This window comes from Arthrobacter sp. HLT1-20 (assembly GCF_054510895.1).
On sequence record NZ_JBTNDR010000004.1, the window covers coordinates 150,514 to 171,593 of the forward strand.

Genomic DNA, 21,080 nt, shown 5'->3' on the forward strand with positions numbered 1-21,080 from the left:
GTGCATTCCATGTGGAAAAAGACATTAGCAATGGCGGTGGTGACGCCGGCGATGCTGCTAACAATGGCCGCCCCTCCGGTTGTTGCAGCCCCTGGCGACCCCGTTTCGGCCAATCTGGCGCTGGCCTCTGCCGGCGGAACTGTAACTTCGTCCGGAGACGAGTCGGCGGGCAGCCACGGCACAGACCTTGCCACCGACGGCAGCGCCAGCACCCGATGGTCCTCCAACCACGCCGACAATGCGCAGTTGACGGTGAAGTTGGCAAAGCCCACTGTCATTGAACGAGTTGTCATCAAGTGGGAAGCCGCCTGTGCCGCCAAGTACAAGCTCCAGGTTTCCAATGACGGTGTCTCCTTCATCGACGCCACCGATGTGATCTCCCGCGCGAATTGCGATCCAGCAACACCCGATACCCAGACCGTCAAAGCTGCCCTGGCCGCCACCAAGTACCAGTACGTTCGCATGCAAGGTGTGGAACGCACGCCCATCGGCGGCACCAAATGGGGCATCTCCCTGTATGAAATGGAAGTCTGGGGCATCCCGGTAGCCGCCGGCAAGAACGTCGCCCTAGCTTCGGCCGGTGCCACTGTCACGGCCTCCGGACAGGAAGTTCCCACCCAGTGGGGCCCGGCTTTGGTCATCGATGGCGACTCCGATGAGAGCCGACCCAACGCCCAGCAGTCACGGTGGTCCTCCAATACCGCCGACAACGCCCAAATCACCGTCAAGCTGGCAGCCCCCACGGTGATTGACCACGTCAGCATCCTGTGGGAACAGGCGTGCGCAGCCAAGTACAAGCTGCAGGTCTCCACCGACGGCGTGGCCTTCACCGACGCCACTGACATCATCGCCCCGACGTGCAACACCCGCGACACCCAGAAGCTGAAAGCCGCCGTGGCGGCAACCCCGTACCAGTACGTACGCATGCAGGGTATTGAGCGCACACCCATTGGCGGCACCAAGTACGGCATGTCCATGTGGGAGTTCCAGGTTTGGGACGGTGAGGAAGCCGTCACGGCAGCTCCGGCCGAAGGCATCAATTTGATCCCGCTGCCCGTCAACATGGAGGCACCCACCGAGGCACCCTTCAAACTTGGCACCGGGTCACGCATCGTGGCCAACAACGCTGAGACCAAGAAGACCGCCAACTACCTGGCGGCGATCTTCCGCGCGTCCACCGGCCTGGCCCTTCCCGTGGCCGATGGCAGCACGGGCGACGCCGACGACATTGTGTTGGTCCAGACCCCCGGCGTCATCCCGAACTTGGACACCCAAATGCAGGCCGAGGCCTACACCCTCAGTGTTGACGCGCTCACGGGCGCAAAGGTCACCTCCCCCACCAGCGACGGTGTCTTCAACGGCGTCCAAACCCTGCGTCAGCTGTTCCCGGCATTCATCGAGTCCAAGCAAAAGGTGTTCGCCGATTGGAACGCTCCGGCAGTGGAAATCTCCGACGCTCCCCGCTTCGACAGGCGTGGCATGATGCTCGACGTCGCCCGCGACTTCAAGAGCCCCGATGAGGTCAAAAACATCATCGACTCCCTGGCTGCCTACAAGATCTCCACGCTGCATATGCACCTGGCGGACGATCAAGGCTGGCGCATCCAGATCACCAACGACGGCAAGAAGGCCGGCGACACGATTGACTATGGCCTGCTGACAGATGTCTCCGGCAAGACGGGCATGACCAAAAACCTGGGCTTCCAGGACGAGCTGGGCCATACAGGTTTCTACACCCAGGATGAGTACAAGGACATCGTGGCCTACGCCGCGTCGCGCCACATAGAGATCATCCCGGAAATTGACGTCCCGGGACACACCTCGGCCATCTTGCACGCCATTCCGCAGTTGAATACGGCCGGCACCAAGCCCGGCGTTGACGAGTGGGGCGTTGTCCCCGCCGACGGCACCGGCAACGTGGGCGGCTCCACCTTGGACGTCGCGTCACCGGTGACCTGGACGTTCCTGGAGCACGTGTTCGGCCAGATCGCCGGCATGACCACCACCAGCGACTACGTCCACATCGGTGGCGACGAGTCCCACGTGACCGGCCACGACAACTACGTTGAGTTCATCACCAAGACTGTGAAGATTGTCCACGACCTGGGCAAGAAGCCGATCGGTTGGAACGAGGCCGCCATTGGCGGGCTCACCGCCGGTGACGGCATCCAGTACTGGACCGGCGGCACCGCCGACACACTGAACGCCATCAAGAACAAGGGCGCCAAATTGATGGTGTCCAACGGCTCCACCTCATACATCGACATGAAGTACAACTCCAAGACACCCATCGGTTTGACGTGGGCCGGAACGGGCGATTTCACCAAGTACTACAACTGGGATCCAGCAGCTACCGTCAAAGACGCCGGCGTGAACCTTCCCGATGCCAGCATCCTGGGCGTGGAAGCGGCCCAGTGGTCCGAGACCATCCGCGGTGGCAGGCAGGCAGAATTCCTCGCCTTCCCGCGCGTCGTATCCTTCGCCGAGATTGGCTGGACGCCGCAGTCCAAGCGGAACGCGGCCGACTTCAAGGTGCGCATGTCCTCAATGGGCCAGCGCATGTTGAACACAGGCACCAACTTCTACGACGGAAACGAAGCCAAATGGCGCTCCTCCATGGCCGGCTCCCCCCTTGCTGTTGCACCGGGCAAGAGCCTGAACCTCAACGTTGGGCAGTTTGCAGCCCCCGGCACCAAGGCCTCAGCCGATGGTTCCACCATTTCCGTGGACACTGTTGACGACGCCGACGGCGTCAGCGCCTCCAGCATCATCGGAAACCTTGGCGTCACCGTCAATTGGGGCGACGGCAGCGCCGCCACCCCCGCCACGTTTGTGACCAAGGAAGCACGCCACTCACTCGCCGCGGGAAGCCTCTACACCCTCAAGGGCACGCACAGCTACGCAACGGCTGGCACCTACACGGGAACGTTGACGGCTTCCAACGGCACTACGGCCAAGTTCACCGTGGCAGTTGCCGCTGGCACGGCTGATCCAGCAGGACCGGCAGTGTGGGATTCTTCGCAGACCCCCACCCTGAGCACCGTGGATACACCCGTCAAGGCTGGCTACCGAGCCCTGACCACCCTGACCGGCTTTGAGCCCGGCAAGTACGTGGTCCTGACGCTCGACTGCGGCCGTGTGGGTTCCGTTCTGCCTGACACAACCGGCAAGCTGACCTTCCAACTGCCCGTGTACCCCAGCGTCTTTAGCGGGACGTTCACGCTCACGGCAACTCAGGGTGCCCGGACGGCAACTGACAACATCACAGTCAATTCCAAGCTGGTGCCCCTGGAAAACAAGATCCCGCAGGCCGAGATCAGCATCCAGTCTGTGACATCGCAGGAAACTGTCAGCGAGACTGCTCCCAGCGGACCCGCCACTGCGCTTCTGGACGGCAAGCTGGATTCGTTCTGGCACACCAAATACTCCGGCGGGACGGACAATTTCCCACATTCTGTGGTGTTCAACCTGGGCAAGAGCTACAACGTCTCTTCGTTTGAATACACGCAGCGCCAGTCCAACTCCAATGCCAAGATCAAGGACTATGAGCTGTATGTCTCCGACAGCCCCACCGACTTCGGCACCAAGGTTGCCTCGGGTTCGTTCCTGGACCTGAGCCGTCCGCAGGTTGTTGCCATTGCCGGCGGCAAGGCCGGCCGGTACGTCAAGCTGGTGGGATTGAACTCCATCGCCGGCAATGCGTTCGCCGGTGGCGCCGAGGTTAACATTGGCGGCACGGTTCCGGACACAGTTGAGCCGACGGCAACCCCGACAGCAACACCTTCGGCGACACCCAGTGCCACACCTTCGGCAACCCCGACGGCGACACCCACTATTGCACCGACTGCCACGCCCACAGTGAAGCCCACGGCCACAGCCTCGGCGACACCGACGGCCACACCCACGGCGAGCCCGACGGCCGAACCGACGGTACAGCCAACAGTCCCGCCCACCACGGTGCCGACTACACCGGCCGGCAAGGCCCCCACAGCATCGCTGGGCGATACCTCGGTGTCAGCTGGCGAAGAGCTGACCATGAAGGGCAGCAACTTCAAGCCCGGCACCACGGCCACGTTTACACTGCATTCGGACCCGGTAGTTCTGGGTAAGGCAGTGGTGGCAGCCGACGGGACAGTGTCACTGACGGCCAAACTGCCGGCAAACGTTCCCGCAGGTGTCCACAACGTGGTCATCACCGGCACCGGCACCAACGGCGAAGCCGCTGAAGCCCGCATCGAGCTGACCGTGGCTGCAGCCGCCAGCACAACACCGACCACAAAGGCTGCTGGCAGCACCACCGCCGCTACCAACCCCGGTACTGATGGTCTGGCCAACACCGGCGCAGGAACCACACCGTTCCTGCTCGGTGGCCTGATGCTGCTGCTCGCAGGAGCCGTAGCCGTTGTCAGCCGCCGCAAGCGAAATTCATCCCACGCCTAAAGCTGGGATGAGCGGCACCAACTGAAAAATAGTGGGGTCCGCCAGTTCAACTGGCAGACCCCACTATTTTCATTTCTGCCACCGCGATAGCGTCGTCGAAAAGTCAGCCGTTGCTGCGATATGGCCCCGGAAAATCCAGCCATTGTTGCGAGAGCGTCGTAGGTGCGGCAGGAGACTGTGGGAGTCGGTTGCAGTTCCCAGTGGCCGTATCCCGGCGATCCGATCCTGGGTCCACACGCGCAACTGTGCCCGCGGCCAAAATTCCTCAGCTGTCGGTGGGGGCCAAGCGCTTTTCCGCAGCAGCTTTTTCGAGCTGGCGTTGTTTGTGGCGCGCACGGGATGCACCGATCATGAATACGACGATGACCAGGACGGCCGCGGCCCACACAAGTGCAATCACGGCGAAAATTAGCCACTGTGGCATGCTTGCAAACTCCTTGGCTGATGGGCGGTCACATCCTTGTTCAGCATAGGCGAGCGACGCAGCTTTAGGATGATTTTCCTGCCACCGTGCCAGTGTGTGGTTAGACTTTCCCCATGAACGCACATGATTCCGCACCCGTCACAATTACTGTCACCGGTGCCGCAGGTCAGATCGGCTACGCGCTGCTGTTCCGGATAGCCTCCGGCGCCATGCTGGGCCCCGACGTTCGCATCAAGCTGAACCTCCTGGAGATCCCGCAGGCAGCCCAGGCGGCCGAGGGCACTGTCCTGGAACTCATGGACTGTGCGTTCCCGCTGGTGGCCGGGTTGGAAGTCTTTGATGATCCTTTCAAGGCGTTCGACGGCGTCAACATCGCCATGCTGGTGGGCTCGCGGCCGCGCGGCCCGGGAATGGAGCGGGCAGATCTGCTCAGTGCCAACGGCGGCATCTTCTCGGTGCAGGGCCAGGCACTTAACGCCGGTGCCGCCGATGATCTCAAAGTGGTTGTGGTGGGCAATCCCGCCAACACCAACGCCTTGATTGCAGCATCCCATGCGAAGGACATCCCCGCCTCACGCTTCACAGCCCTGACCCGTTTGGATCATGACAGGGCACTGGCCCAGCTGTCCGCCAAAACCGGCATCCCCGTAAGCCAGATCAAGAGGCTGGCCATCTGGGGCAATCACTCCGCCACCCAATACCCGGACATCAGCCATGCCACTGTGGCTGGCCGGCCCGCCCATGAACTGGTGGATCAGCAATGGTTGGCGGATGAGTACATTCCGCGGGTGGCAAAACGGGGGGCCGAGATCATTTCGGTGCGTGGCGGCTCCTCCGCCGCGTCGGCAGCCAACGCGGCCCTGGAGCACATGCGCTCATGGGTGCAGGGCACGCCCGACGGCGACTGGACCTCCATGGCTGTGCCGTCGGACGGTTCCTACGGTGTTCCCGAGGGCCTGGTAAGTTCCTTCCCCGTCACCACAGCCAACGGCGAATACAGCATTGTGCCCAATCTTGAGATCAGCGCGTTCTCCCGTGCACGCATCGACGCCTCGGTGGCGGAGCTCGAGTCAGAGCGCAGCGCCGTTGCTGAGTTGGGCCTGCTCTAACAATGCCTGCACCAATCCTGCCTGTGCACCACCTTGACCTCAACGCAGATGTGGGCGAATCCTTTGGGCAGTGGAGCCTGGGCGACGATCAAGCCATCATGGCCCACGTTTCCAGCGCGAACATCGCCTGCGGATTCCACGCCGGTGATCCTGCCACCATGCGCCGCAGCGCCTCCCTCGCAGCGGCCGCTGGCGTGGTCATAGGCGCGCACCCCAGCTACCGGGATCTGGCGGGCTTTGGCAGGCGTTTCATGGATGTTGACCCACAGGAGCTGACCCAGGAACTTATCTACCAGATCGGCGCCCTGCAGGCCATGGCCGGAGCCGAAGGCACCAGCGTGCGCTACGTCAAGCCACACGGGGCCCTGTACAACGCGATCGTCCACCACACCGGGCAGGCGCAGGCGGTCGTGGATGCGGTACTTGCCGTGGACGCTTCCTTGCAGCTCCTGGTTGCACCCAATTCACAGGTGCAACGCCTGGCAACAGGGGCGGGCCTCAGCGTGGTGACCGAGGCTTTCGCGGACCGCGCCTACAACACCGACGGCACTCTCGTGTCCCGCACCAGGCCCGGAGCGGTGCTGCATGATCTGGATGCCGTGGTTGCCCAAAGCCTGGACATTGCCTTGCACCAGGAAGTGACAGCCATGGACGGTACCCGCATACCCATCGCGGCCCGCAGCCTGTGCCTGCACGGGGACACCCCCGGTGCTGTGCAGCTGGCCGCCGCCGTGCGCACAGCCTTGACGGGTGCCGGCGTCACCATCCGCAGCTTCGCCTAGATGGCCCAAAAACTGCACATCCGGCCCGTGGGGCAAACCGCCATCCTCGTGGAGCTTGACACCTTGGCTGAGGTCATGGACCTGCAGGCTGCGCTGCGTGAGCAGGACCTTGCAGGCTTGGTGGACATTGTGGCGGCAGCCCAGACGGTGCTCATCAGCTGCGAATCCCCCGCAACAGTTCAACGCCTCACCCGTTGGTTGGCCACCGCCACAGTGGAGCACCGGGCCGTTGGTGCGGGAACGCTGCACACCCTTGATACCGTGTACGACGGCGCCGACCTCGCCAACGTTGCCCAGCTGGTGGGCCTGAGCGCGGACGCCGTGGCGGGCTGGCACAGCGGGCAGGATTGGCTTGCTGCGTTTGGCGGCTTCGCGCCCGGGTTCATGTACCTCACACCATCTTGCCGCGCACTGGCAATCCCCCGTCACGCAACCCCGCGCACGGCCGTCCCGGCAGGTTCGGTGGCTGTGGGTGGTAAGTTCTCGGCCGTCTATCCATCAACTTCACCGGGCGGCTGGCAACTCCTGGGCCGCAACAACAGCACCTTGTGGGATTCAACGGCAGAGGTCCCTGCGCTCCTGCAACCCGGCGACAGGGTCCGCTTCAGGCCCGTGCGGGAGTTGGCGCGGCTGCGCGCGGCAACACTCCGAACGCCCCCAACTCCAGCCTCGCAGGCCCGGCAGGGATTTCAGGTTCTTGGCGCGGGGACCCTCACCACCGTGCAGGATTTGGGTAGGGCCGGTTTTGCCCATCTGGGCGTGCCTGCATCCGGCGCCCTAGACAGGGCGGCCCTGCGCCGGGCCAACAGGATGGTGGGCAACGGCAACACAAGCGCGGCCGCATTGGAAACAGTCCTCACGGGGCTCAGGGTGAAATCTGTGGGCAGCCACGTTGTGGCAGTCACCGGCGCGGCAGTTGCCCTGGATATTAAGGACACGGCAGGTCAGCACAGACTGGCCCCCCTGGACACACCGTTTATGTTGTTCAACGGCGACATCCTCACACTCGGCGGCGCTCCCGGCAGCCACGGCTTCCGAAGCTACTTGGCGGTGCGCGGTGGCCTGGACGTTCCGGCGGTGCTGGGCAGCCGCTCCACCGACCTCCTCTCCGGATTGGGGCCGGCGGCCATCACTGCGGCGACGTTCCTGCCCGTGGCTCCGGCTAACAAGGGCAGCATTGTCGCTCTGCCAGAGCTGCCGCCCACTCCCCAGCGGGGGATCACTGAACTGCGTTTCCGCCCCGGGCCGCGGGCCGATTGGTTCACTCCGGCGTCACTGCTGGCATTTGGACAACAGACCTGGACCGTGACGGCGCAGTCCAACAGGATCGGGCTGCGGCTGCACGGACCTCCGCTGGAGCGCACGGCTGCGGCGCAGCCTGCGGAGCTACCCAGCGAAGGCATGGTCGACGGCGCAATCCAAGTGCCGCCGTCGGGCCTGCCAGTGCTTTTCCTGGCCGACCACCCGGTAACGGGCGGCTATCCCGTTCTGGGCGTGGTGCTCCGCGAGGACTTGGACATGGCGGCCCAGCTGCCGCCTGGGGCGGCTGTCCGGTTCGTGCCCCCAGCGGCTGGTACCTAGTTTTTCCGGCCCTTGAGGAAGTACGCAATGGGTCCCACAAAGTTCAGGAACGACGCCGCCACCCACTTGCCTTTGGCGCCGTTGACCTGCGCCGGGGTCCTCCTGGAGAGGTCACGCAGGGCAGCCACCTGCAGGAAAATTTGAACCGCAGTGCCAAACATGATGGCAACCTTGGCGGACTTGCTGAGGTCTTTCCAATGCTTCCTGGTGGACATGACGGCTCCTGTTTTCTGACGGCGGATGGTGCTCACACTGTACGTTCAAAAACCCAGGGCAGCCCGGCCATGGTGAGCCTGTGCCGGGCACCGGCTGGGGCCGTGGAAGCGGGGTACGCCTCATCTCCAGCCCACAAAAGACCTGCCGGACCGCTGTCTTTTGGCTTGATCAAGGGCTCGGGCATCAACAGCTGGGTCTCGTAGATGACTGGATCCGTGTTCCTGCTTTGTTCCAGCGCCTGGGCCATGGAATCCAGCTGGGCCAAATGGTGCAAGGTGACCCAGGTGGGTGGCACCAGCGTCATCTCCTGGGCGGCGTGCGCACGCAGTGCCTCGGCCGGTGACATCCACGCGTACCACTCGTGCTCCTCAGGGTTCAAAACCACATTGTCGGAGGAGGCTGCGGCCAGGAAGAACCAGGTCCTGAAGCGTCGTGGGATGTTTTGCATGGGTGTCCACTGGGCCAGCCACACCAGGTCATCCGCCGCGAGCTGCTGCCCTGTTTCCTCGGCCAATTCGCGAAGTCCCGCCACTTGGGCGGCGGCAAAGTCATTCCGCACACCACCGCTGGCATCGACCCGGTCCGCCGGGTCCACCTTCCCGCCGGGAAAGACCCAAGCACCGGCAAAGGACCTGCTGTTATCCGGGCGCTCCAGCAGCAACACCTCAAGCTCCGCAGCACCGTCACGTATCAGCACTATGGTGCAGGCGTCCTCAAGCGGCGCAAGTGGTGCGTCTGTGTTCATGCAGCCATCCTAGTCCCCACGCCGGCACCGCAGCCTGCGCATGGCCAAAGTTGACTTGGGCTATGCGCGAGGGAGCGTCCTGGCACTGCGCCACTGTCATTCCTGCGCAAACCAAGTGGCCAGCAGCGCGCATGGCCAAAGTTGACTTGGGCTATGCGCGAGGGAGCGTGCTGGCACTGCGCCACTGTCATTCCTGCGCAAACCAAGTGGCCAGCAGCGCGCATGGCCAAAGCCAACACTGGCCATTGCCGGCCCCTATACATGCGAGTAGCATCCTATTCATGAGCGCAGCTCATGAGGACCTGACCGGACGGGCAAGGCTGCGGGATGCGGCCATCGAATGCTTTGCGGCGCAGGGTTTTGATGAATCCCTGCGGGCCATTGCCGCACGCGCGGGGGTCAGCGCTGGCCTGGTCAGGCACCATTTTGGCTCCAAAAAGCGGCTGCGTGCCGAGTGCGACGCCACTGTCCTCAAGCGCTACAGCGCACTGAAGACGGAGAGCATCGAGACCGCTCCCCAGCAGCTGTTTGCCCAGTTCCCTGTCTCCAGGGAGGGCGGCATCCTGCTGGTTTACATTTTGCGCAGCGTCCGCGAGGGCGGCGCGGCCGGCCGCGAGTTCATTGAACACATGGTTGCCGACGCGTTGCTGTTCACCCGCAACGCCGAGGAACGCGGCCTGGTGGTGCCCAGTCGCGATGAGGAAGCGCGGGTTCGCTTCCTCACGTACCAATCCGTTGGGGCCATGGTGGTCCGGCTGGCCATGCACCCCGACACCGCGTTGGATGATTTCCAGGGCGTCATGGAGGCCTCCTACGCCGACGCCCTGCTGCCAACCCTCGAGCTGTTCACGGAGGGCCTGTTCACCGGGCGCGGCTATCTCGAGGAATACCTCAGCTACCTAACCGCCACCAACCACCCACCCGTGGGGCTCGCGGGAGAAACAGCACCTCGCTAAGGAATCATCATGTCCTCAAGTAATTTGGTCATCGAGGTCACGGCGCTGCACAAGCATTTTGGCAAGTCTGCAGCACTGGCGGGCCTGAACCTGCAGCTTGCCCAGGGCAGCGTTGGCGGCTTCCTGGGCCCCAACGGATCCGGCAAGTCCACCACCATCCGCATCCTGCTGGGGCTTTTGAAGTCCGACGGCGGGACGGCCAGGCTGTTGGGCGGCGATCCGTGGGGTGACGCCGTGGACCTGCACCGGCGCATCGCTTACGTCCCCGGCGACGTGAGCCTGTGGCCCAATCTGACAGGTGGACAGGCCATTGACATCTTGGCCCGGCTGCGCGGCGGGGTTGACTACGCTAAGCGCGACGAACTCCTTGTTCGGTTTGAGCTTGACCCGTCCAAGAAGGCGCGCAGCTACTCGAAGGGCAACCGCCAAAAGGTGGCGCTGGTGGCTGGCTTGGCCTCGGATGCCGAGCTGTTGATCCTGGACGAGCCCACCTCCGGCCTGGATCCCCTCATGGAGCAGGTCTTCACGGAGTGCATCCGCGACGTGAAGGCGGCGGGCCGCAGCGTACTGCTCTCAAGCCACATCTTCGCCGAGGTGGAGAAACTGTGCGACACCGTCACCATCATCCGTGACGGCCAAACAGTTGAGGCCGGCCGGCTCGATGAACTCCGCCACCTGCACAGCACTGTGGTTTCGGTGGTCCTGGACCGTGATGCTTCGGTACTGGCGTCCGTGGCAGGGGTGAATGAGCTAGTAGTTGACGGCCCCAAGGCCACGTTCACTGTGGGTGAGGAGGAGTTGGGTGGTGTCCTGGCTGCCCTGTCTGCGTATTCACCGCGCACGCTTGTCTCCAGCCCGCCATCCTTGGAAGACCTGTTCCTGCGCCACTACGGCGGCACCGTCCTGGACACTTCTGCGGCGAGCGCAGCAGCCTTGTCCAAGAAGGCAGCCCAGGGAGCAGGTGCACGATGAGCACGGCAACGCTTGGGGCCCACAGCGCGGCCAGGGCGGTGCCACCCTGGGGCACCATGACCGGATTCCTGCTGTGTGTGCGCTTTATCCTGCGCCGGAACTGGTTGCGGCTGCTCGTGTGGGCGGTAGTCCTGGCCGTCATGATCCCCGTGGTGTACGACTCCCAGCAGCAGGCGTTCCCCACCCAGGCAGCCCGGGATGCTTACGCCCAGGTGGCAAACACCCCCGCCGTGGCAGCCATGACCGGCCTGCCGTATGCGGCAGGTTCCCTGGGCGGCATACTGGTCATCAAGATCTGGATGACGCTTGCCGTCGCTCTTGGCTTTGCCTCGATTTTCCTGGTGACCCGCAACGGGCGGGCCGATGAGGAGGCGGGGCGCACCGAACTGCTGCGCTCCTCCGCCGTGGGACGCCATGCCTACAGTGTGGCCAACTATGGTGTGGCTGGCGGCTTGAGCGTGCTGGTGGGTTTGCTGGTGTCGCTGCTCTGCCTGTCCGCCAGCCTGCCCATGGCCGGCTCGTGGGTCATGGGCGCCTCCATTGCAGGAACGGGGCTGGCCTTCGTGGCCGTTGCCGCGCTCTGCGGACAGTTGGGTTCAACCAGTCGCGGCGCCAACTCATTGGGCGTTGGCGTGCTTGCCCTGTTTTACTTCATCCGTGCAGGGGCCGACCTCCAAGCCAATGGCACTGACGTCAGCCCGCTGAGCTGGCTCTCCCCCCTTGGCTGGGCACAAAACATGCGCCCCTTTGGCCAGGACAACTGGTGGCCGCTGGTTGCGCTGCTGACACTTAGCGTTGTGGGTTCTGCCGCAGCCCTTAGGATCGAAAGTAACCGGGATCTGGGGATGGGTTTGCTGCCTGAACGGCGCGGCCCGGGGCGTGCATCCGCCTTCCTGACCCACCCCATTGGCTTGGCCCTGCGCCTGCAGGGTGGCAGTCTGGTGGGCTGGTTCATGGGCGACGTGGTTGCCGGACTGTTCTATGGCAGTGTGGCCCGGGCCATGACCGAGGTGATGGACCCCTCAAGCTTCTACGGCAAGTCCCTGCTGGGCAGCTCAAATAGCGTGCTCGACGGCGTCTTCAGCCTCATTGCGTTGTTCAATGGAGTGCTCGCCGCCGCCTTCGCCGTGCAATGTCTGGCCATGACGCGCAGCGAGGAAGCGGGCGGTCGGCTGGAATCCCAACTGGCCGGGGCACTGTCACGGTACAAGTGGCAGGCGGCTCAGATCCTTGTTGCCGGTGCGGGTTCCATGCTCATGCTGCTGTTGGGCGGCTATCTGGCGGGAGCATCATCCGGCGGCGCAATCACCGGCAGCGCCATGGCCTCGGCGTCTCTTGCCTACTGGCCTGCGGTGCTGCTGCTGATGGGCCTGCTGCTGTTCCTCCACGGTTTCCTGCCGCGGTGGAGTGTCAGCCTGACCTGGGCCGTGTATGGCGTTTCCCTGTTGGTGGCCATGTTCGGCCGCTTGTTCTCACTGTCGGAGGAAACCATCAAGGCCACCCCCTTTGGCGCCGTGCCGCGCATGCCGGCGGACAATTTCACCTTGCTTCCCTTGCTGGTGCTAACGGTCCTCGCGGTGGTGCTCGCCGCGCCGGGCATCTGGCGTTTCCGCACGCGCGACATCCTCGGGGAGTAAGGTCCTCCCGGGTGACATGTCGGGTGAAAAACCCTGCGCTGGGCCGTGACCCTTCCAAGGCCGTGGCACCGGCTGGCACCCACGGCCATTGGGTGAGCCAGTTCAGGGCCCGCTGACAAGGGTAACGAGGAGGACAAGACCCTGGATCAAGGCGAATCCCCACAACCCGGAGATCATGGCCCACCAGATATGCCGGCTCCTCAGGGCAAAGGCCGCCCCGGCAATCCCCAGCGCGATCGGCACCAAGAATAGCCAAAGCGGCCTAGTGCTGCCGGAACCGCTCCAGTCGGGCATGAGCAAGACAACCACCGTTGCCAGGGCCATGAACGCCCAGGTGACGATTGGCTTTCCTGTTGGGCTCGTTGAATCCGTTGGCTGATTGATACTCGTCATGGTGCGCAGGCCTTGTCCTTACTTGAATGGATTGCACATGCAATAGGTGAAGTAGACGCTTACTGCGGCAGCGGTTACGCGTTCCTGTGTCTTCATCTTGTTAATATTCTTGTTGATGTCGCTAATGATGGCCCGGTCGCAGGAACAGGCAAAGTAACCACGGGAGCCGTAGCACTTGTCGTGTGTCCGGCAAATCGAATCCAGCACATCCACCGCAGCTCCACCGCCGTGGCCAGGGCCGCACCAGTTGCCCCAAATGGGAAGGCCCAACTTTGCCGCCGCTTGGTCACCTCCACCATTGTTTTGCCCTGCTGCCAGAGAGTTGACTATGGCACCGACTTCAAGCGTTACAGAGTCAGCGCCGCCCGCTTCGGCAGCCGCAGTATCGAAGTAGCTGGCCTGTCCCCCAGTGGCCCGCATGAATTTCAGGGCCTTTGACACCTGTGCATCAAATTCTTTGTTGTTCGATTTCGTTGGCGTGGAGTTGAATTTGGCGGGCGAAGAAGAAGCGGACTCAGCATTTTGCGCAGCTGGCACAGCGAGAGCCGGCGATCCTCCGAGCAACATCAGAACAGCAACACCCAGAGCAGACCAAGCCCGAGTCTTTGGCTTTTTGTGTTTCTTGAGCAAGTTTTCCATGTCCAGTCCCCCAATAGGTCATGTCGGTGACTCATGTACAAGCCGACAATCAAGACGTTAGACGCAAGAACGCAAGGCGGCTAAACACGGACTTGGGCCAGCTGGCCCAACTGACCCACTTGCGGTTGCCCTGTCCTTTCGGTGAGGTTGGAAACTTCTCCCCTGGGCAAGGGCACCCCAATCATCAATGACGCAATAGATACTGTGTCAAAGCCGTTGCCAGTGGCACTGTCCGCAATCACGCGATTGAACGCCGAAAGATCAGTGGCCTGACCGAACGATGGATCCAAGGGGATGTTCCTGCACCTTGCAGCTAGGAATCTAACAGTAGATTCTGTCCGTCTAGGCACTCACAATGATGTGGCAAAGTTTGAAATTTGGCGTTTCCACAGCCGAGATATCGTCCCGGAACACCCCTCCCCGTTGAGATGTCAGATAAACACCCCGGCGCTGAGCCGTGAGCCGTCCGGGACTGTGACGCTCAGGGCCACCACACCCTCTTGTTCGCTCAGTTCGGGGTTCAGCCCAGCCCCGGCCATCAAGGCCACCACGCCCGGGTCACCCGTGAGCACTGCCAAAGAGGCGTGCACACTGCGGGTGCCACCCAAGTGCTCCCCGGACAGCCACGGAATGGTGGTGGCCGGCGCCATGGGGTTGCTTCCCTGGGCATTCTCAAGCCCCGAACCGGTGTAGCCCAGTACGGGGATCAGGAACGTGGACACGGCACCGCCACAGGGAGCTGCGTAGCCGCCTTCACGAACAGTGGCACCCTGCCCGGTACTGGATTCCACCACGTGCAGGCGCAGTTCCCAAGGTCCCCGGACTGCAGTGGCGGTGGTGATCAGCCATGGCGAGTCCATCTCCCCTTCGTTGCTGCCCCAAACCGGGCGGTGGGCACTGGCCAGGGTGTCCGGCGTCGAACTCTCACGGCGGTGGATTGCTGTGCGGCGGGACGGGGCGTCCAAGGCATCCAACACGGCAAGGTGATTGTCCAGCGGGGCGCAATACTCCGGCGCTGTGTGGGTGGAGTAGGCAAGGCGGGAGTAGTGCAGGTCATCCGCTTGTCCGGCGCCGAAGTAGTTGTCGCTGCCGTGGTTGGTCAGGCGCACCACTCCGTCCGCGGCAGTGCTGGAGAGCAGGAATCCTGGGGCGGGCAGGACCCGCACGGAATCCGCGGCGGCCACGGGCCCGCCCTGTTCGGTGTCCGTCCACACCGGGTGGCCGGCCGGAAGCAGCAAGCCCAGAAAACCCTTGGACGCCCAGTACGGGGAGGCCGGCCCCGAGTAGCTCTGGGTCATCGGGCGGAAGGTGTCGAACCAGCCGCAGCCAAGAGTGTCCGCCGAACCGAAGGCTCCGCCGTCGTTGAAGTATTTCAGCGCCGCGCTGCCCAGGCTGCGGGTGGCGCCCGGACCCAGGGAACTGACGCCCATGAGTTCGCCCAGCCACAGCGGGGCCGTGGCACCGAAACGGTAGATCAGCGAGCGGCCCTGGAACAGCGGGGCACCGTTGGAGCCGAAGAAGTAGGGGAAGTCCTGCAGGTATTGGCGCAGCCGTTCGGTGTAAATGGCTGCCTTCTGCGAGGCCAGTTCGGGTACGCGCTGCGCCGCCATGAGCGTCCACAGGCAGGGGTAGAGGTGCATGGCCCAGCCGGCGTAGTAGTCAAAGCGCTGCCCGTCGCCGTCGGTGTACCAGCCCTCCCCCACGTACCAGTCCTCGATGCGTGCCAGTCCGTTGGTGATGTCCTCCTCATGGCAGGGCCGCCCCGTGGAGGCGATGAATTCCTGGACCATCACCTTGAACATGACCCAGTTGTTGTCCGGGATGGCCACACCAACAGATCCGCCCAACCAGGCAACCACCTGGTCCTGTTCCGCAGTTTCCAGAGTGTCCCAGAGCCAGCGCCGGGTCAGATGCAGACCTAGAACCAACGACGCCGCCTCCACCAAAGCCTGCCGGGTCACGTTGATGCGGGGCCACGCCTCGGTGGATTCCGGGTGGGTGCCGGCCAGCAGGCCCTTGCGGTAGAACTCGAGGTGGCCGTGCGGATCATTCCCAGCTTCGCCGGCGACCCTGAATGCTGCCAGCATGAAGGTGCGGGCAAAGCCCTCCAGTCCGTCGGACAGTTCCCCGGAAACGCTGGCGATGCCGGGCAGATTGATGAGAGCTCGTCCCCTGGAAGCGAAGGGACGCACTGCCTGCAACTGGGCATCCGCCGCAGCCAGCCAGTGCTCGCGTGTGTAGCCGGTGATGGGGCTCAACACCCGGTTGTCTTCAGGCATGCCAATCATTGCTGCTCCTTTGCCGCGTCAGGAAACTTGTCTTTTACAGTACCTGGAAAGGGCTTTCCGAGTGAATTGTGAATGTCAGCCTTTGCCCGGCCGGGCCCGATTCAGACGAAGCAGTCGCAGGCAGATGCCCACACCAAACATGGCCAGGCCAAGTCCTACCGACAGGGGCGGCAGTGTGGCCACGAGAACCACGCACGCCACTGCCCCAAAGACTTGCAGCGACTTGGGGTACCGGCGGTCACTGGCAGGCTGGGTGAACGCGGCCATGTTGGCCACCAAGTAGTAGATGAGCACGCCAAAGGAGGAGAAGCCGATGGCGCCGCGCAGGTCAGCGACCAGGATGACTGCGCAAATCACCGCGGCAAGGACAGTCTCGGCCCGGTGTGGGACCTGGTAGCGGGGGTGGATGGCGGCGAGCCAGTGTGGCAGGTCGCGCTCGCGGGCCATGGCCAGGCTGGTCCTGCCCAACCCGGCGATGAGCGCCAACAGGGCGCCAAGAGCCGCCACCGCTGCACCGATTCTGACAATGGGGGCCGCCCACGAGCCCGTCCCCACGGCGTCGGCCAGGGGCGTGGGGGTGGCTGCCACGCCGTCGGGCCCTAGTGCGGCCAGCAACGTCACGGCAATCACTGCGTAGATAACGGCGGTGATGGCCAGAGCAAGCACAATGGCCCGGGGGATGGTGCGCCGGGGATTGCGCACCTCCTCCCCCATGGTGGCTATTCTGGCGTAGCCGGCAAACGCGAAGAACAGCAGTCCGGCAGACTGCAGGATCCCGTACCAGCCGTGCGCCAGCAGTCCGCTGCCAAGAAAATGCCCCTGTTCCGGGGCCAGCCCGCCCCAGCACACTGCCACTGCAATGCCCAATGCCAGGACCACCCCAACCACCAGGATGCGGGTCAGCCCTGCAGTCCGGCTCACCCCGTGGTAGTTGACTGCGGCCAGCAGCACCACGGCGGCGATCGCCACCGGCCGCTCCCACCCTGCAGGGGCCGCATAGGCGGCAAACGTCATGGCCATGGCCGCGGCGCTGGCGGTCTTGCCAATGATGAACCCCCACCCGGCCAGGTACCCGGACCAGGGCCCCAGCCGTTCACGGCCGTACACGTATGTGCCACCCGAACTGGGGTAGGCCGCGGCCAGCTGGGCGGAGGAAGTAGCGTTGCAAAAGGCAACCAGCAGGGCCACCGCGAGTCCTACCAGCAGACCCGATCCGGCTGCTGCGGCGGCCGGGGTGAACGCGGCAAACACACCGGCACCGATCATCGACCCCATTCCAATGACCACGGCATCAAAGGCGCCCAGGCGGCGGGCAAGGGCGGGAGGATTGCTCATGCGGGTGAAGTCCCTCTACAAAGGCTGGTGGCACACAGGGTGCGGGCGTTGAACGTCCATGGCGGCGCCCGCCTCGCATCCGCCATCAGCGAGGCGACGTCACAAGGGGAACTTCGACGATGATACCGCCCGGAAGTGAACGCCAGGGTAGGTGGAGAGCCGTCCTGCCGGTTCGCCGCTGATCGTCAAAAAGTTGGCCGGCACCAAACCCGGAGGTCAGGGACGCTGCTCCGATTCATAGCTGCCCAGGGTTTCAGCTATTTGGTCGAGGAAATCGTCCACCTCACCTTGTTTGTATCCGGAACGGAACATGGTGGGGGTGAAGCGGGCCTCAACAACACCGCTGGAGGTCAGCTCGCCGACGCGTCCCGCCTCCCATTGCTGAAGTGACTGGCGGGCGGTCTCCATGAAGGAGTCAACCTCGTCCCGGTTGTAGCCTTCACGGAACACTGTGGTGGGCAAACCAACCGCGGAAATCTCCGAACTATGCATCTTTGCCGCCTTACCGCCGGGCGAAACAACATTGTTCCGCAATTGACGTTCCATGCCCACCCTAAACCGGGTGCCGGAATAATACTTAAGAAATCCTTAAAGCGGCCCGAGGTTTCGGCCCTGGGGCAGTACAAAAGCGGTTCAGCCCCAGGAAATCGACTACCGTCGGTGGTGAGCAGGTACTGCCCCTGCAAGCACTCGTGTAGGGCTGCGGTGAAGAATTACCGCCGTCTTTGTGCCTGCCTCTGCGCACTCGTGGCAATTTTCATTGTGGTGTTGGCAACCCTTGCAGCTCCACCGATTCCGGCGCCACTTTGGGCCGGGCCGCCCCTTAGGGTTTCGGCCGCCAGCACTCTTCATTAACGTTCGACGGCGGGAGGCGGGGGAACCTTCTCCCCCGCCTCCCGCCGTCGAACATTAGCCAGAGCAGCTGCTATTGGCCGGCCGCCGCGGCAAGGATGGCCTTGGCCAGGGGACCACCTGTGACTGCCCCCAAATCGCCGTCCTCAACAAACACAGCCACGGCGATGTCGCCCTTGGCTGCAATGACCCAAGAGTGTGTGCGCGGCGGGACGTCGTTGCCGTATTCGGCAGTTCCTGTCTTGCCAATGGCCGGGGCCCCGGGCAGATCAGCAAGAATGTCCAGATAACCATCGGTAACCACTGCGCGCATCATGGTTCGCAGGTCCCCGGCCTCCTTAGCCGTCAGTGCCGTGCCGTCCGCGGGCTTGGCCTTGCCATCGTGGCCGTCAACCAGGACCGGCGGGACGGCCGAACCCTTGACCACGGCGGACATCAGGGCCGCCATGGCCAGCGGCGAAGTCAGCACCTTGCCCTGGCCAATCATGGACGCCGCATGTTCTGTTCCTGCGGAGTCGCGCGGGACGGCACCCATGTAGGAATCCAGGCCAAGGTCGTTAGCCATGCCGATGCCCAGTGCCCCCGCAGCATCCGCCAACTTTTCCTGCGACAGTTTTTCAAACTGCGACACGAAAGCGGTGTTGCAGGAGTGGGCCACCGCTGTTGTCAGGGACACCTGACCCGTGGCATCGGCCGCGTATCCCGGGGCGTTGAGGAACTTTTTGCCGTCGGCGATGAATTCCGGCGTGCAGCTCACGGTGGAAGCCGGGTTCATGCCCAGGCGGAAGAGGCCCAGTGAGGTGGCAATCTTGAAAGTTGAGCCCGGGGCGTACTGGCCCAGGAACGCAGTGTTGTAGCCCTTGCTGTCGGGGCCGTTGGCGGACGCCAAAATGGCTCCCGTTGACGGGCGCATCACCACAATGGAACTGGGCGTCTTGACGCTGGCCAGCGCCTCCTCGGCCGCGCTTTGCAGGCCCGGAACCAGAGTGGTTTTCACGTCCTTGCCATCAGTCGCTTCCGTGGTGAAGAGAACCTTGGCTGGCGCCTTGTCTGCGTCGGCCGCTTTCGCAGCAGCGTCCGTGGGTGTGGCTGTTGGGGTGGCAGCGGTGGGCGTGACGGCACTGACAGTGACGCCCGGGGCGCCGGAGAGCTGGGCATCAAAGGAGGCCTGCAAGCCACCGGAACCCACCACTTGGCCTGCCACCACTTTGCCGTCGGACTTTTCAATGTCCTCGGCCGTGGCCTCGTGGACCGTGCCGAGAATTGCTGAGGCAAAAGTGCGCGACGGCGCCAGCGGCATGGTGTCAGGTGTGACAAGAAGGCCCTTGACGGCGTTGAGCTGGTCCTGGTTCAGCGCATTAAAGGCGTCTTCGCGCAGAGTTATGGCGTCCACGAATACCACCGGGCCGTAGGTCTTGACCTTGGCAACATAGGCTGCGGCGTCAATGCCCAGCACGGCTGCTAGCGCCTTTGCTGAGGCCTCAGCCTGGGCATCGCTCAGGCCTTCCTTGTTGACGCCCACAATTTTTACGGGGCGGTCTTTCACAATGGCCTGGCCATCCGCGGAGAGAATGCCCGCGCGCTGTCCGTAGGTGGTGGTGAGCTTGAAGCGTTCACCGGCTGCCAACTTGGGTTCCACCATTTCCGGGGTCCAGGTGATGGTCCAGGCCTTGCCGTTGCGCTTCATGTCGGCCCCGGTGGAATACGTCCACGGTTTGGCCAGCTTCGGAATGTTCCAGGTGTAGTTCAAGGAGACCCGGGCATTGTCATCCTTGACCTCGACGCCGGTCACTGTGACAGTGGGCCACACCGGGTCAATGCTCTTGGAAAGTTCGCTCAATTCCTTTTGGACGTCCGCCGCCGGCTTGTCGAAGCTGAGGTCCCCCACTGTGTGGGCGGACAGAGCCTTGGCCAGGGCGTCGGCGGTGGAGGTGCCGTTGTCCGGCGTCGAACAGGACACTGCCCCGAAGGCGAGGCTGAGGGTTAGCAGCAAAACTGTGGCGCGACGAATCATGGGCTCCCTGACGTTGGTATGTGCCCCAGCCTACCCACGGTGAGGAGCAATCCAGCGACGCTCACTGACAGTTGTGCTTTTCTGGCGGCAATTTCATCCTGTGGGCGGATATTTCATCACGCCAGCACGGGTGGTGGCTGCAACGGCCCGGGGTTGCGATGGCTCCTGCGGACTACTGGGCTACCTGGGCGGGAGCCGCCGAGTCAGCATGCGGCTCCGGCCCCTTGAGGTTTTCCATGGCAGTGGAGGTGGCTGTTGTCATGTCACGCAGGAACCGCTCCACCAGCGCCAACTCCTCGGCTGTGTAGTTCTCCACTGCACCGCTGAGTTCCATGGCCAGGGGAAGGAACAAGGTGCGGCCCACATTCCTGGCGTGTTCAGTCATGGAGAGCTGAATTTGCCGACGGTCCGCCTGGTCTCTCTGACGCACAACATGACCTGAACGTTCCAGCCTGTCCACCAATGCTGTGGTGGCGGGTGAGCTGAGGTTGAGTGCGTCGCCCAACTTGCCCGGCGTCATGGTGTTTCCTTCGCGGCTGGGGCGCACAAGAAAGCCCAGAGCGTTCAGATCGGTGCGGTGCAGGCCGTGCAAGGAAGCAACCCGCTCAACATAGCGATCCGATTCAAGGGTGAACTCGCGCATCACTGTGAATAGTTCGGTATGGGGCTGGGGAGACTTCATGAGAACAATCATCCC

17 protein-coding genes are annotated in these 21,080 nt (G+C 63.4%); 7 read left to right on the plus strand and 10 right to left on the minus strand.

From position 1 onward, the window contains the following. The first annotated feature begins 63 nt into the window (after positions 1-63). Positions 64-4,440, plus strand: coding sequence for a family 20 glycosylhydrolase (locus ACX80Q_RS04110; RefSeq protein ID WP_459329245.1), 4,377 nt, complete (start codon positions 64-66; stop codon positions 4,438-4,440). Between the two features lie 265 nt (positions 4,441-4,705). On the opposite strand, the gene ACX80Q_RS04115 is transcribed toward ACX80Q_RS04110, so the two are convergent. Continuing rightward, positions 4,706-4,864, minus strand: coding sequence for a hypothetical protein (locus ACX80Q_RS04115; RefSeq protein ID WP_459329246.1), 159 nt, complete (start codon positions 4,862-4,864; stop codon positions 4,706-4,708). 113 nt (positions 4,865-4,977) lie between these two features. On the opposite strand from ACX80Q_RS04115, the gene ACX80Q_RS04120 reads away from it, so the two are divergent. From ACX80Q_RS04120 to ACX80Q_RS04130, 3 genes are read left to right on the plus strand one after another with little or no spacing between them, the layout of a single operon-like run. Then, positions 4,978-5,973, plus strand: a complete 996-nt coding sequence (locus tag ACX80Q_RS04120; RefSeq protein WP_459329247.1) for a malate dehydrogenase — start codon at positions 4,978-4,980, stop codon at positions 5,971-5,973. Between the two features lie 23 nt (positions 5,974-5,996). Next, positions 5,997-6,755, plus strand: a complete 759-nt coding sequence (locus tag ACX80Q_RS04125) for a LamB/YcsF family protein (protein WP_459329276.1) — start codon at positions 5,997-5,999, stop codon at positions 6,753-6,755. Then, positions 6,756-8,336, plus strand: a complete 1,581-nt coding sequence (locus tag ACX80Q_RS04130) for a 5-oxoprolinase subunit B/C family protein (RefSeq protein ID WP_459329248.1) — start codon at positions 6,756-6,758, stop codon at positions 8,334-8,336. Here ACX80Q_RS04130 and ACX80Q_RS04135 read toward each other — a convergent pair. Together ACX80Q_RS04135 and ACX80Q_RS04140 are read right to left on the minus strand one after the other, a co-directional pair. Then, positions 8,333-8,551, minus strand: a complete 219-nt coding sequence (locus tag ACX80Q_RS04135) for a PLDc N-terminal domain-containing protein (protein WP_459329249.1) — start codon at positions 8,549-8,551, stop codon at positions 8,333-8,335. The two genes, ACX80Q_RS04130 and ACX80Q_RS04135, sit on opposite strands and share 4 nt — an antisense overlap. Positions 8,552-8,583: 32 nt before the next feature. Further along, positions 8,584-9,297, minus strand: coding sequence for an NUDIX hydrolase (locus ACX80Q_RS04140; RefSeq protein ID WP_459329250.1), 714 nt, complete (start codon positions 9,295-9,297; stop codon positions 8,584-8,586). A 281-nt stretch (positions 9,298-9,578) separates the two neighbouring features. Here ACX80Q_RS04140 and ACX80Q_RS04145 point away from each other — a divergent pair, with 281 nt between their 5' ends. From ACX80Q_RS04145 to ACX80Q_RS04155, 3 genes are read left to right on the plus strand one after another with little or no spacing between them, the layout of a single operon-like run. Next, positions 9,579-10,253 (plus strand): TetR family transcriptional regulator, encoded by a 675-nt coding sequence (locus tag ACX80Q_RS04145; protein ID WP_459329251.1) that lies wholly within the window; start codon positions 9,579-9,581, stop codon positions 10,251-10,253. 9 nt (positions 10,254-10,262) lie between these two features. Beyond that, complete coding sequence (locus ACX80Q_RS04150; RefSeq protein ID WP_459329252.1) at positions 10,263-11,225, plus strand: ABC transporter ATP-binding protein; 963 nt, start codon at positions 10,263-10,265, stop codon at positions 11,223-11,225. Continuing rightward, positions 11,222-12,862 (plus strand): ABC transporter permease, encoded by a 1,641-nt coding sequence (locus ACX80Q_RS04155; protein ID WP_459329253.1) that lies wholly within the window; start codon positions 11,222-11,224, stop codon positions 12,860-12,862. Before ACX80Q_RS04150 ends, ACX80Q_RS04155 begins: the two co-directional genes overlap by 4 nt. 102 nt (positions 12,863-12,964) lie before the next feature. On the opposite strand, the gene ACX80Q_RS04160 is transcribed toward ACX80Q_RS04155, so the two are convergent. From ACX80Q_RS04160 to ACX80Q_RS04190, 7 genes are all read right to left on the minus strand, one after another. Beyond that, a complete protein-coding gene (locus tag ACX80Q_RS04160) occupies positions 12,965-13,255 on the minus strand; it encodes a hypothetical protein (RefSeq protein WP_459329254.1) in 291 nt (96 codons plus the stop codon). Between the two features lie 18 nt (positions 13,256-13,273). Further along, a complete protein-coding gene (locus ACX80Q_RS04165) occupies positions 13,274-13,894 on the minus strand; it encodes a hypothetical protein (protein ID WP_459329255.1) in 621 nt (206 codons plus the stop codon). A 431-nt stretch (positions 13,895-14,325) separates the two neighbouring features. After that, positions 14,326-16,173 carry a DUF2264 domain-containing protein gene (locus ACX80Q_RS04170; protein ID WP_459329256.1) on the minus strand — a complete coding sequence of 616 codons (1,848 nt, stop codon included), beginning with the start codon at positions 16,171-16,173 and terminating at the stop codon, positions 14,326-14,328. 84 nt (positions 16,174-16,257) lie between these two features. Then, the gene (locus tag ACX80Q_RS04175; protein WP_459329257.1) at positions 16,258-17,517 is read right to left on the minus strand and encodes an APC family permease; all 1,260 of its coding nucleotides are present in this window, start codon (positions 17,515-17,517) and stop codon (positions 16,258-16,260) included. 216 nt (positions 17,518-17,733) lie between these two features. Then, on the minus strand, positions 17,734-18,009 hold the full coding sequence (locus tag ACX80Q_RS04180; protein WP_459329258.1) for a DivIVA domain-containing protein: 276 nt from the start codon (positions 18,007-18,009) through the stop codon (positions 17,734-17,736). A 433-nt stretch (positions 18,010-18,442) separates the two neighbouring features. Beyond that, positions 18,443-20,383: a penicillin-binding transpeptidase domain-containing protein gene (locus ACX80Q_RS04185; protein ID WP_459329259.1), complete on the minus strand. Its 1,941-nt coding sequence runs from the start codon at positions 20,381-20,383 to the stop codon at positions 18,443-18,445. A 172-nt stretch (positions 20,384-20,555) separates the two neighbouring features. Then, positions 20,556-21,065 (minus strand): MarR family winged helix-turn-helix transcriptional regulator, encoded by a 510-nt coding sequence (locus tag ACX80Q_RS04190; protein WP_459329260.1) that lies wholly within the window; start codon positions 21,063-21,065, stop codon positions 20,556-20,558. Between the last annotated feature and the right edge of the window lie 15 nt (positions 21,066-21,080).